This is a genomic window from Curvibacter microcysteis (assembly GCF_028649455.1).
In the GTDB taxonomy this organism is placed as follows: domain Bacteria; phylum Pseudomonadota; class Gammaproteobacteria; order Burkholderiales; family Burkholderiaceae_C; genus Curvibacter; species Curvibacter microcysteis.
Genome location: NZ_JAQSIO010000003.1, coordinates 140,231 through 152,280, shown reverse-complemented (window position 1 = coordinate 152,280; position 12,050 = coordinate 140,231). Strand labels below are relative to the sequence as shown.

The following is a 12,050-nucleotide window of genomic DNA, read 5'->3' as shown; positions in this document are numbered from 1 at the left end:
CTGCCTAGCGAGGGGCTCGGCGCAGCGGCCAGCGCCAGGCCGCAGGCCACCAACGCAGACCCCGCACCGTGGTGGCGGTGGCTGCATAACGCGCGTCGTAGCGGTTGTACACCGTGCCAAACATGCGCACGCCCACCGACTGCAAGGCCTCGACGGTCTCGCGCAGTTCAGCGATGCGGGTATGGTGCTCGCGCCCGACCACCAAGGCGGCGCCGACCTGGCGCGCAATCACCTTGCTGTCAGAAGAATCCATCGAAGCCGGGGTGTCGACCACGATGACATCCAGGTCCAGCGAGAGCTGCTGGATCAGCTTGGACAGGTTGGGGTCCTGCAAGATTTCCAGCGGGTTGGGTGGCAAAGGCCCCGCCGGCAAGACGTACAAATTGGGCAGCACCATGGTCATCACATCCAAGGTGATGGCACTGCGCCCGGACAGCACGCCCGACAAGCCCTTTTTGTTGTTCATGCTGAAGTAGCCATGCACTTTGGGCGAGCGGAAGTCCGCGTCGATCAGCAGCGTGCGCTTGCCCACCTGGGCGAAAGAAAACGCCAGATTGGCCGCCAAGTAGGTGCGGCCCTCGCCCGCCCCGGGGCTGACCACCGCCACCTGCAGGGGGCTGAGGTCACGGCCTTCGAGCAGCAACTCGGACCGGATGCGTCGGATCGCCTCGGCCTCCGGGCTGTAAGGGGCATTGGCGATGGGCAGCGGACAACTCGGGTCCTGGCCCAAACGCAGGTCAGAGGCCGTGACGTAGTTGAACTGCTGGGCCAACACCGCCTGGATGTCGCCCTCGGTCAGCAATTGCAGGCGCACCGCCGCTTCACCGAAGCGCAGTTGCGACTGGTCCTGCAACTGGATGATCTTGTCCACCTGGGCGCGCGTGAGGCGACCCGCCTGGATGAACAGCTCGCCCATGCGGTCGCTGCTCATCACCGGGGGCACCGGGGCGGCCTGCGACTCGAGTAAAGGTTCAAATTTCATGCGATTCAGACCGTGGACTTGCCAATCTGGCCGAACAGGCGCAGACCCAGGCCGCGCTCCATGTCTTCCAGGCAGCGCAGGCGGCGCACCGCGATTTCAAGCAGGAAGGACAGGCCCAGGCCCAGCACCAAGCCCACCAGCACCGACATCAGCACGCTCTTGGTGATTTGCGGCTTGGCATGCTTGAGCGGCGCCTCGGCCTTGCGCAGCACCGACAGGCTGGTCCCATTGACCGTGCCCAGCATCAGGATTTCATCGTACTTGGCCACCGCCGTGTTGTAGACGCGCTGTGCGCTTTCCAACTGGCGTTGGTAGGAGCTGATCACGTCACGGTGGCGCTTGGACTCCAGCACCGAGCGCTGCTGCTCGTCCATGCTGCGGCCCAGGGCGCGCTCTTGATCGGCCAGGCGCATGCCCTCCAGGCGAATGCCTTGCAACACCGCCTTGGCCTCGCGCTTGAGGCGGTCCAGCAGCACCGCACGCTCGTCTTGCAAGGCGACCAGCTTGGGGTGCATCTTGCCGTAGGTGGCTGACAGGTCGCCGATGCGGCGCTCCAGGTCGGACAGGCGCAACTTCAGTTCGGCCACGCGCGGCTGCTGGGCGATTTCTGGCACCTCAGGAACTTCGTTGCCGGAGTTGATCATCACGTCGAGGGCGCGCATGCGGGCTTCGTACTCCTGGCGCTGGGTGCGCAGCAGCAGTTGCTTGGTGGACAGCTCGCCCAGTTGGCGCGAGCGGTTGTCCAGGCGCTCGTCGGTGTCAACGATCTGGGCCTTTTGCTGGTACTCGGTGAGCTTGTTCTGGATGCCGTCAATTTCTTCGCGCAAGAGCTTGAGCTGCGCGTTGTACTGCTCCAGCCGGGCCCGGGCGGGCGCCACGCTGATCTCGACATTGATGTCCATGTAGGCCTTGATCAAGGCATCCAGAAAATCGCGAGCCCCTTCGGACGACTGGTCCGAATACTGCACTTCAACAATGCGGCTGGAACGGCGCAGCTGGATCTCGATGCTTTTGGACAAACGCTCACGCAGGAGCTGGCGGCTTTTCTCGGCGCCGGGCTTGTCCATCAAGCGCAGGGTGTCGATCACCCGGTCGATCACCTCGTTGCTGCGGATGATGTCCACCTGGGTCAGCAGGTAGCTCTCGTCGAGCATGGCGGGAAACTGCCGCCCGCTGATGGGGTCGTTCACCCGGTACTCGATGAACAGCTCCGACGATGACGTGTAGGTCTTGGGAATCAGCAGCACGGCCGCCGTGGTGGCGAGCATGGTCAGCAAGGTCACCAGGAAGATCGTCGGCAGACGAAACTTCAGCATGGCACCGAGCTGATTGAGGGTCAATCCAACCGGAAAGTGGTTCATCAGGTGTTCGCGTCCGGCCAGGGCATCAGAAGATGCGTTCTTTCACGTAAATCACATCGCCTTCCATCACGCTGTCGGTGAGGCGTGGCGCCAGTTCACGCCCATTGGGTGCGTCGGCTTGGCGGTGGATGTTGATGCGGTTCATCGAGCCGCGCTCGGTGACGCCGCCGCTGATCGACAGGGCACGCATCACGTTGAGGTCGGGCTCCATGGGGTAGCTGCCAGGGCGGCGAACTTCGCCCAGGATGTAGAAGAACTTCTGCTGCCCGACGTAGACCATGTCGTCATTGCTGAGCACCAGATCGAGAGAGCTGCGGTCAGGGGTGTTGACCCGGTCCAGCCGGATCGGGATGCGGATGCGCTGCGCCGGGTCAGTCCCGGCACCAGCACCGCTGGCCGACCCATCGCCCTTGCGCAGCAAGAAGGCCACGGTATCGGCCTTGGGCGTGAGCCCACCGGCCGTGGCCAGCAGGTCCAGCACGGTGAAGCGGCCCTGAATGGGGTAACGCCCAGGCTTGACCACCTCGCCCAGCACCGACACCACCTGGCTGCGGTTTTGCCGAACCGTCACCGAGACCTCTGGGTTGAGCAAGAACTCACGTTCCCGCAATCGGCGCGCGACCAGCTTTTCGACATCGGATGAGGTCAAGCCAGCCAAGCGGATCAGGCCAATCAGGGGCAAGGTGACCTCGCCGCCCTCGGTCACCGAGACCTCGGCCGACATGTCGGGCTGACCAAACACGGTGACCTGCAACACATCCCCGGCACCGATGGCCGCGGTGCCAGCTGCCAGCACGGGTGCCGCGCTGTCGGCGGCAGGCGAGGCTTTGGGTAGATCGGCGGACTTGATCTCCACCGACGGCGCGGGAACCGAAAGCGAGGGCTTCACGGCAGCCGACGCTGGGCGGGCTGGGGTGACAGGCACGGGAGCCGACGACGCTACGGGAGCTACGGGAGCTGAGGGAGCTGAGGAAGCGACCGGCACGGCGGGCGGGCGGGAAACCGTGGTCGGCGCCACAGCAGGTGCGACCTGCACGGCGCGTGCTGGCTTGGATGGCTCCACCGCTGCCGCGGCCCCGTCCCAGGCCAAATCAAACGGCAGGTTGGACACCAAAGGCGCCGCCGGCGCCCAACCCTGAGCGCAGCAGAGCAGCAGCGCCAGGAGCTTTCCGGATCTCATCAACAGACGACGCAAGGACAAATTCATTCAATAGCCACTCAGGATGGACGTGTGATTCTCAACGGTCAATGTGGCCGCAGCCGAGGGCCTGCGAACGCTGGATAAAAACCCCATGCCCCAGCCAGCCAGGTGGAACACAGTCCCGAACTCAAGAGGATCGTCTGGATACCAGACCTTTACCCGAGCGCCAAACACGCCCCAAAATTGTAGTCTTCAACCAGCGTTTTTGGGCAGTCTTTGCGAGCACCGCCTGAGCCAACCAGGCCGGACTGGAAACCGCCCCCTCCCCCAAAGGAATGGCACCGGTTTGAAAGCGCAATTTATAAGGCTGAGTGCCGCGGCCCAAATCAAACAAATTCAAACCCTCTCCTTGTGCGGCCTCGGCCATGCCCATGAGCAACAACAAGCCCGGCGAATAAGCTGAAAACGCGGGGTCATACGTGATAAACCAAATATGGCATTGGTCCGCTTGGCGCAAGCCTAAATGGCAGGCCACCAACTGGTCACCCGCATACAGCACCGACAACAGCCCTGAAAAAGGACCGGCTTGCGTGGCAAAGACCTGATCCAAGGTGCCCCGTATCCAGGGAAACGCCAGGGGATTGCTGCCCAGCGTGCTGAGGAACTGTTGCGACTTCAAGGCAATCAGGCGCTCAAATGCCGCCGGGTCCCGGCTGTTCATCTCCAGGCGCAAAGGACCGATGTCGCGCTCGATGCGCCGGCGCGCATTGCCCACCGACTGGAAGATGCCGGCCGAGTTCTTGCCCGCCAGGGCCGAAAGGCGCTTGCGGTAAGCCTCAATGCCTCCATCCAACTGCATGATGGGAGAGCTGGTTTCAAAGCGCACATGGTGCGCAAAAGTGGACTGGCTCAAGGGCAGGTGATCGAAAGCGAAATACCGCCCACCACAGGCCCGCAACAAGGCCTCGGGCGCCACCTCAGCCCGCTTCTCCAGGATCACGCCGTGGTAGTCATTGAGGATGTAACCCGCCGAGGACAAACGCCCCCATCGGTCGCGGTGGTGCGGGAAAAAACCGCAAACACGACCATCGTGCTCGATCACCGCCAGGCGCAAATCCAGCGCTTGCTGCCCAATGATGCGAGCAAAACCCGGCTGATAAAAAGGACTGCCCAACTCCGGGCGTGACAAGGCCAGGTCCTGCCAGACGCTGTAAAGGTCGTCGCTCAGTTCATGAGCCGCAAGAATGGATATTTTCAAAGTCAATGCGGGCGATCAGCCAAGCGCCATCAAGCCACGGAGCGGCCTTGTTCGCGCCGCTCCTGCCAGACCAGCCAAAGAAACACCGGCGCTTGTAGCAAGTAACGCCGCCAGAGATGCACCGGGTCGGAAGTCAGGCGCCAGAACCACTCGAGGCCCGAGTCCTGCATCCAGCGCGGGGCTCGGCGCTTCAGGCCCAGCGCAAACTCCTGCGCTGCGCCCACGCACACAATCACGCCGGACTCCAACTGACGCACATGGCGCAAGGCCCAGCGCTCCTGCTTTTCAAAGCCCAGGCAGACAAAGATAAAGGCCGGCTGACAAGCTCGGATGTCGGCCACAATCGCCGCCGCTTCTGCGCCCCGGGGGTCAAAATTCATCGGCGGGCAACGCACCATTACATCCAGCCCAGGAAAACGCTTGGCGTAACGGTCCAACAGCAGCTGCTCCTGACCCGGACGCCCCCCCAGCACATAAACACGCTGCCCCGTCTTTGTGCTGTTTTGGCACAAAGCCACAAACAGATCAGCGCCGGTCACGCGCGATGGCAAGGGCTTGCCGAACCAGCGACTGGCCCAGACCACGGGCATGCCGTCGGCAAAGGTGTAGTCCGCGGTGGCGTACAAAGCCTTCAACTCGGCGTCGCGGCTCAATCGCACCACGTGGTCCACATTGGTGGTCACCACCACTTTCGGGCCTTTGGTGGCAGCGGCATGCAGCAATAAATCAGTGGATTGCTGAAAATCGAGCGGCAAAATATCAAGCCCGAACAAGCGCACGGGACCTGGAACGTTATCAGAGGGCATGAATGGATGAGTGAGTACTAGGTTTCGTCTTTTTGTTCTGACGTGATTCGCCATTGACCGCCATCCATCAACAGCACGAAACGCTTTTTGGTTTGATCTCGGTATTTGGCCGAGCTGTAACGCTGCTCCGCCAAAATGCTGAACCGATCTGCACCCACTCCCTTGACGCTGATGAGTTTCAGTGACACGTCAATGAACCCTGCCTCGTCGAAAACGCGTTTTTTATATGAAAGCCACTGTCCGCGCGATTTAAAACCGGCAGGCAGGTAGGTCGGTAGGTAATGGCTGCTGTAAGCCGTCAGCGAACGCTGACGCCAATCGAGCCGCCAAGCCTCCAAGGCCGCCAGGGCCTGCAAACAAGATGCTTTGGACGCCGCCGGGCACAGTGCCGCATCGGCGGGCATCGGGTTCGAAGCCGTCGCTTCAGGAGCGGAGGCCACACCGACGTCGGTGGGGGCCGGCGCGGGTCTTGGCACTGGCTCAGTCCCCCGGAGTGACACCGCCGATGCCAGTGCAGCAGACGGCTCGGTCCTGGTAACAGACATCTGCGATGCCCCGGACAAAGCAGGCGCTGCAAGGACTTGCGCGGCGCCCGAACTGGGCGCTGCAGCCACAGCGGCAAGCGCCAAAGCCGTCGGAGTCGGCACCCGTGCCGGCAGTGCCGCGGTCACCGCTTCGTTGGATACCGCCGCGGGCTGTGACACCGCCTTGGGTGCTGAATCGACCACCGCCCCGTCCCGGATCAAAGACTCAATGACTTGGTTCTTGCGCAACAACGCTTGGCGATTGGGGTCCAAGTCCGCGGCCAGCTTGAAACTCTTCCACGCCAAACCAAGGTGGATCTTGCCCAGACTTTCATGGTGACTGGCTTGCTTGGGCGCCAAGCTCGCGGCCTTGGCCAGGGCCTCACGGGCCCCTTCCAAGTCGTCGCTGCGCGCATGGATGGCGGCCAGGTTCACATACGGCGCCGCCTGTTGCGGGTAGCTGTCACGCAGTCGCTCAAAAACTCGGCGCGCTTCGTCGGTATCGCCCAACTGCATCAAGACAATGCCGCGCTTGAGCTGCATGTCGGGTGGCAGTGCCCCCTGGCGCTCCACCCGCTCAATCAAGGCCAAGGCATCGTTGTAACTGCCATCGGCAATCAGGGCATCCAAACGGCTTTTCAACTCCGTCGACACAGGGCCTGGCACGGGGGTCTGCCCCGCTGCCGGAATGCCGCAGGCAAGTGCCACCAAGGCAGCACCCAGCATCACAGGCATTCTCATGGATTGGAACTCCGGGTCGATGTTGAAAAATGCGGATCCCGTTGATCACCGCAAAGGGCAGTTCAAGCAGCCGCCAGGGCGCAGACCGAACTGATGAACAAGGGTCAGGCTGGCTTCTCTCTGAAGCTTAGCCAGACAATTTTTACACATTTTTTCAAGTGCACCGGAAGGGGTGGCGTCAATTAATGTGAAGGATTCGACGGAAGGCTGAGGCGGGGTTGCGCCTTGCACACGGTGTATGCAGCGAACGGCGACACGCCAGACCAGAGGATGTGGGCGCCAGACAGTCCTTGTGGAACGCAGGGACGAAAAAAAGCCCGGCTGAGCCGGGCTGCGTCATCGTGACCGATGAGAAATGTATTCTGGAGGCGCGATCCAGAGTCGAACTGGACTAACCGGATTTGCAATCCGGGGCATAACCGCTTTGCTATCGCGCCATGTGGGCTTGCCACAAAAAAGAGAAGTTTTGACTTCCCTTCTTGGAAAACTGGAGCGGGAAAAGAGTCTCGAACTCTCGACCTCAACCTTGGCAAGGTTGCGCTCTACCAACTGAGCTATTCCCGCATGTGCAACATCACTTCTCAATCATGTTGCGAGCTTCAAATTATAGCGTCATTTTGGGGTGATAGAAGCGTCCTGGCTTGAAAAAGCAAACCGCTTCTTCACCCCGCTTGACTCAATGTTTGAGGCTGTCGGTCGAGGCCGCTGCCGCTGCCGGCACCGCTGGGGCAGAAGCGGCGGCGGCGGCCGCTGCGGCAGCCGCCACCTCCTCGTCGGTCAAGGGGACGGGTTGACGCTCAAGAGCGACTTCCAACACCTTGTCGATCCAGCGCACCGGGACGATCTCCAAACCGTTTTTCACGTTTTCGGGAATCTCCTGCAGGTCCTTGACGTTCTCTTCGGGGATCAGCACGGTCTTGATGCCACCGCGCAAGGCGGCCAGCAGTTTTTCCTTGAGCCCACCGATCGCCGTGACCTCGCCACGCAAGGTGATTTCACCGGTCATGGCCACATCGCCGCGCACCGGAATGCCGGTCATGGCCGAAACGAAAGCGGTCGCCATCGCCGCGCCAGCGCTCGGGCCATCCTTGGGGGTGGCGCCATCGGGGACGTGGATGTGGATGTCGTTCTTCTCGAACACTTCGTTCTTGATGCCCAAGGCCCGGGCACGGCTGCGCACCACGGTGCGGGCGGCCTCGACCGATTCCTTCATGACATCGCCCAGGGAGCCGGTGCGCGTGATCACGCCCTTGCCCGGCATCATGGCGGCTTCGATGGTCAGCAAGTCGCCACCCACCTCCGTCCACGCGAGGCCAACGACTTGACCCACCTGGTTTTGCTGCTCGGCACGGCCGTAGGTGTACTTGCGCACGCCCAGGAACTCATGCAAGTTCTCGCCATTGACCACGACTTGCGGTGTCATCTTCTTGAGCAGCAACGCCTTGACCACCTTGCGGCAGATCTTGGACAGCTCGCGCTCCAGTGAGCGCACACCGGCTTCGCGGGTGTAGTAACGCACCACATCACGCACCGCCTCTTCGGTCACCAGCAACTCGCTGTCCTTGACGCCGTTGTTGGTCATTTGCTTGGGCAGCAGGTACTTCAACGCGATGCTGGTCTTTTCGTCCTCGGTGTAGCCCGAGAGGCGAATGACTTCCATCCGATCCAGCAAGGCGGGCGGGATGTTCATCGAGTTGGAGGTGGCCACAAACATCACATCGCTGAGGTCGTAATCAACCTCCACATAGTGGTCGCCAAAGGTGTGGTTTTGCTCGGGATCCAAGACCTCCAGCAGTGCACTCGATGGATCACCCCGGAAGTCCGTGCCCAGCTTGTCGATTTCATCGAGCAGGAACAGCGGGTTGCGCGTGCCGACCTTGGTCAGGCTTTGCAACACCTTGCCCGGCAAGGCCCCAATGTAGGTGCGGCGGTGCCCCCGGATCTCGGCCTCGTCGCGCATGCCGCCCAGGGCCATGCGAACGTACTTGCGCCCCGTGGCCTTGGCAATCGACTGACCCAGCGAGGTCTTGCCGACGCCCGGTGGGCCGACCAAGCAAAGGATCGGCGCCTTGACCTTGTCCACGCGCTGTTGCACCGCGAGGTACTCGAGGATGCGGTCCTTGACCTTTTCGAGGCCATGGTGGTCTTCATTGAGCACGCTCTCGGCGTTGCCCAGGTCGTGCTTGATCTTGGTCTTCTTGCTCCAGGGCAGACCGATCAACACGTCGATGTAGTTGCGCACCACGGTGGCCTCAGCCGACATGGGCGACATGAGCTTGAGCTTCTTGAGTTCGCTCTCCGCCTTCCTCAAGGCTTCCTTGGGCATCTTGGCGAGCTTGATGCGCTTCTCAATCTCTTCGATGTCAGCGCCCTCTTCACCTTCGCCCAGTTCCTTCTGGATGGCCTTGACCTGTTCGTTCAGGTAGAAGTCGCGCTGGTTCTTCTCCATTTGGCGCTTCACGCGGCCACGGATCTTCTTGTCGACGTTGAGGATGTCGACTTCACGCTCCAACTGCTCGTACAGGTTCTCCAGCCGCTCTTTGATGCTGGCCAAATCGAGCACAGCTTGCTTGTTGTCCAACTTGAGAGGCAGGTGGGCCGCAATGGTGTCCGCCAGACGGCCTGGATCATCGATGCTGGCGATCGAGGTCAGGATTTCAGGCGGAATCTTCTTGTTGAGTTTGACGTACTGGTCGAACTGCTGCATCACCGCACGGCGCAGGGCTTCGATCTCGCTGGCCTTGGCGCCTTCCGCTTCGGCCGGGCTCAAGGGCAGCACGGTGGCGGTGAAATGCGTTTCAGCGTCGTCGATCTTCTCGACCGTGGCGCGCTGCTGCCCCTCAACCAACACCTTGACGGTGCCATCGGGCAGCTTGAGCATTTGCAAAATGGTGGAGACGCAGCCGACCGAGAACATGTCGGCCACCGAGGGCTCGTCCTTGGCGGCGGTGCGCTGGGCCACCAGCATGATGCGGCGCTCAGCCTCCATCGCAAGTTCAAGGGCCTTGATGCTTTTCGGGCGACCCACGAACAGCGGGATCACCATGTGAGGGAACACCACCACATCGCGCAAAGGCAACAGCGGCAGGTCGAGAGGGCTGGCAGGCAGGGGAGCTTGTCCGGACATGAATATCCTTTGGTTACCTGGTGAATATGGTCCGCAAACGGCGGATTTCAACCCACCCAAAGTGCAAGGACTTCGGTGCGGATGGGTTGAATCCGGTCGTCACGGCGCGGTGGCCAGGCAATGCGCTCAAGCCTTCTTGGCTGCTTCGTGGTAGACCAGCAGCGGCGGCTTGTTCTCTTCGATGGTGGACTCGTCCACCACCACTTTTTCGACGTTCGAGACGTTGGGCAACTCGTACATCGTGTCCAGCAGCGCGTGCTCCAGGATGGAACGCAGGCCGCGGGCACCGGTCTTGCGCGCCAAAGCCTTCTTGGCAATGGCTTGCAGAGCGGCCGGACGGATCTCCAGATCAACCCCCTCCATGGCCAGCAGCTTGCTGTACTGCTTGATCAGCGCATTCTTGGGCTCGGTCAGGATTTGCACCAGGGCCTCTTCGGTCAGCTCAGCCAGGGTCGTGACCACCGGCATGCGGCCCACCAATTCGGGGATCAGACCGAACTTGATCAAGTCTTCAGGCTCGATCTCACCGAACATGTCGGTCAGGCTGCGCTGCTTCTTGCTCTTCACCGAAGCGCCGAAACCGATGCCCGAAGCCTCGGTGCGGTTCTCGATCACCTTTTCGATGCCCGCGAACGCGCCACCACAGATGAACAGGATGTTGGTGGTATCGATCTGCAGGAAGTCCTGGTTCGGGTGCTTGCGACCGCCTTGGGGCGGCACACTGGCCATCGTGCCTTCGATCAGCTTCAACAGGGCTTGCTGCACACCTTCGCCCGACACATCGCGGGTGATCGAAGGGTTGTCCGACTTGCGTGAAATCTTGTCGATTTCATCGATGTAGACGATGCCGCGCTGAGCGCGCTCGACTTCGTAATTGCAGCTTTGCAGCAGCTTTTGAACGATGTTCTCAACGTCCTCACCCACATAACCGGCTTCGGTCAGGGTGGTGGCATCGGCCATCACAAAAGGCACGTCCAGCATGCGGGCCAGGGTCTGGGCCAGCAAGGTCTTGCCAGAGCCCGTGGGGCCGATCAACAAGATGTTGCTCTTGGACAGCTCCACCTCGTCTTTGACGCCCTTTTCCTTGTGGCGCAGGCGCTTGTAGTGGTTGTAGACCGCCACGGCCAAAGTTCGCTTGGCCACTTCCTGGCCAATCACGTAGTTGTCGAGGTTGGCCTTGATTTCGACGGGCGTCGGCAAGTCGCCGCGCGCCTCACGCCCCACCTCAGTCGCAGGCAGTTCATCGCGGATGATTTCATTGCACAAGTCAATGCATTCGTCGCAGATGAAAACCGATGGTCCGGCGATCAGCTTCTTCACTTCGTGCTGGCTTTTGCCACAGAAGGAGCAGTAGAGGGTTTTTTCGCTGGAGGAGCCTTTTTTCTCGGCCATGTCGGAATGCCTTGTAACGCGTAGTTCTAGATGATAGCGAAATAAAAAACGGCGTTTTCCCATCCTGGGAAACGCCGTTCAACCTGCCGGGTTTCGCTCAGGGGCGTTTGGCAATGACTTGGTCGATCAGACCGTAGTCCTTGGCCTCATCGGCCGACAGGTAGTAGTCGCGCTCGGTGTCGCGCTCGATCTTTTCAAGCGGCTGACCGGTGCGGTCGGCCAAGATCTTGTTGAGCTGTTCGCGCGTCTTCAAGATTTCACGGGCGTGGATCTCGATCTCGGTCGCCTGGCCTTGGGCACCGCCCAGGGGCTGGTGGATCATGACCTTGGAATTGGGCAGCGAGTAACGCTTGCCCTTTTCACCGGCGGACAACAAGAAAGCGCCCATGCTGGCCGCCATGCCGATGCACAGCGTGGACACCTGCGGTTTGATGAAATTCATCGTGTCGTAGATGGCCATGCCGGCGCTGACCGAACCGCCGGGCGAGTTGATGTAGAAGGAAATGTCCTTGTCCGGGTTCTCGCTCTCCAGGAAGAGCAACTGCGCCACGACCAGGTTAGCGGTCTGGTCGTTCACCGGGCCCACCAGAAAAACCACGCGCTCCTTGAGGAGGCGGGAGTAAATGTCGTAGGACCGTTCGCCACGACCCGATTGCTCGATGACCATGGGGACCATGCCCAGGCCTTGAATGTCCAGTGCGCTCATGCTTATTTCTCT

10 protein-coding genes and 2 tRNA genes are annotated in these 12,050 nt (G+C 61.1%); 1 reads left to right on the top strand and 11 read right to left on the bottom strand.

Annotated elements, in window-relative coordinates:
- Nucleotides 1-4: 4 nt before the first annotated feature.
- The 4 genes from PSQ39_RS09340 to PSQ39_RS09325 form a co-directional block, all read right to left on the bottom strand.
- Nucleotides 5-982 (bottom strand): polysaccharide biosynthesis tyrosine autokinase, encoded by a 978-nt coding sequence (locus PSQ39_RS09340; RefSeq protein ID WP_273926499.1) that lies wholly within the window; start codon nt 980-982, stop codon nt 5-7.
- A 5-nt stretch (nt 983-987) separates the two neighbouring features.
- A complete protein-coding gene (locus PSQ39_RS09335) occupies nt 988-2,343 on the bottom strand; it encodes a Wzz/FepE/Etk N-terminal domain-containing protein (RefSeq protein WP_337961377.1) in 1,356 nt (451 codons plus the stop codon).
- A gap of 25 nt (nt 2,344-2,368) precedes the next feature.
- Nucleotides 2,369-3,232, bottom strand: coding sequence for an SLBB domain-containing protein (locus tag PSQ39_RS09330; protein WP_273926497.1), 864 nt, complete (start codon nt 3,230-3,232; stop codon nt 2,369-2,371).
- Nucleotides 3,233-3,671: 439 nt separating this feature from the next.
- Nucleotides 3,672-4,397, bottom strand: a complete 726-nt coding sequence (locus PSQ39_RS09325; RefSeq protein WP_273926496.1) for a GNAT family N-acetyltransferase — start codon at nt 4,395-4,397, stop codon at nt 3,672-3,674.
- Here PSQ39_RS09325 and PSQ39_RS09320 point away from each other — a divergent pair.
- Nucleotides 4,371-4,670 (top strand): hypothetical protein, encoded by a 300-nt coding sequence (locus PSQ39_RS09320; RefSeq protein ID WP_273926495.1) that lies wholly within the window; start codon nt 4,371-4,373, stop codon nt 4,668-4,670. The two genes, PSQ39_RS09325 and PSQ39_RS09320, sit on opposite strands and share 27 nt — an antisense overlap.
- 101 nt (nt 4,671-4,771) lie before the next feature.
- Here the strand turns inward: PSQ39_RS09320 and PSQ39_RS09315 are convergent, their stop codons facing one another.
- The 7 genes from PSQ39_RS09315 to clpP all read right to left on the bottom strand — a co-directional run bounded on the left by PSQ39_RS09315 (nt 4,772) and on the right by clpP (nt 12,038).
- On the bottom strand, nt 4,772-5,548 hold the full coding sequence (locus PSQ39_RS09315; protein ID WP_273926494.1) for a WecB/TagA/CpsF family glycosyltransferase: 777 nt from the start codon (nt 5,546-5,548) through the stop codon (nt 4,772-4,774).
- 17 nt (nt 5,549-5,565) lie between these two features.
- The gene (locus PSQ39_RS09310) at nt 5,566-6,807 is read right to left on the bottom strand and encodes a tetratricopeptide repeat protein (RefSeq protein ID WP_273926493.1); all 1,242 of its coding nucleotides are present in this window, start codon (nt 6,805-6,807) and stop codon (nt 5,566-5,568) included.
- 369 nt (nt 6,808-7,176) lie between these two features.
- A tRNA-Cys gene (locus PSQ39_RS09305) sits at nt 7,177-7,250 on the bottom strand.
- 51 nt (nt 7,251-7,301) lie between these two features.
- Nucleotides 7,302-7,377, bottom strand: a tRNA-Gly gene (locus PSQ39_RS09300).
- Between the two features lie 112 nt (nt 7,378-7,489).
- Nucleotides 7,490-9,940 (bottom strand): endopeptidase La, encoded by a 2,451-nt coding sequence (lon, locus tag PSQ39_RS09295; RefSeq protein ID WP_273926492.1) that lies wholly within the window; start codon nt 9,938-9,940, stop codon nt 7,490-7,492.
- A 126-nt stretch (nt 9,941-10,066) separates the two neighbouring features.
- Nucleotides 10,067-11,332, bottom strand: a complete 1,266-nt coding sequence (gene clpX / locus PSQ39_RS09290) for an ATP-dependent Clp protease ATP-binding subunit ClpX (protein WP_273926491.1) — start codon at nt 11,330-11,332, stop codon at nt 10,067-10,069.
- A 97-nt stretch (nt 11,333-11,429) separates the two neighbouring features.
- Nucleotides 11,430-12,038, bottom strand: a complete 609-nt coding sequence (clpP, locus tag PSQ39_RS09285) for an ATP-dependent Clp endopeptidase proteolytic subunit ClpP (RefSeq protein ID WP_273926490.1) — start codon at nt 12,036-12,038, stop codon at nt 11,430-11,432.
- Nucleotides 12,039-12,050 lie beyond the last annotated feature (12 nt).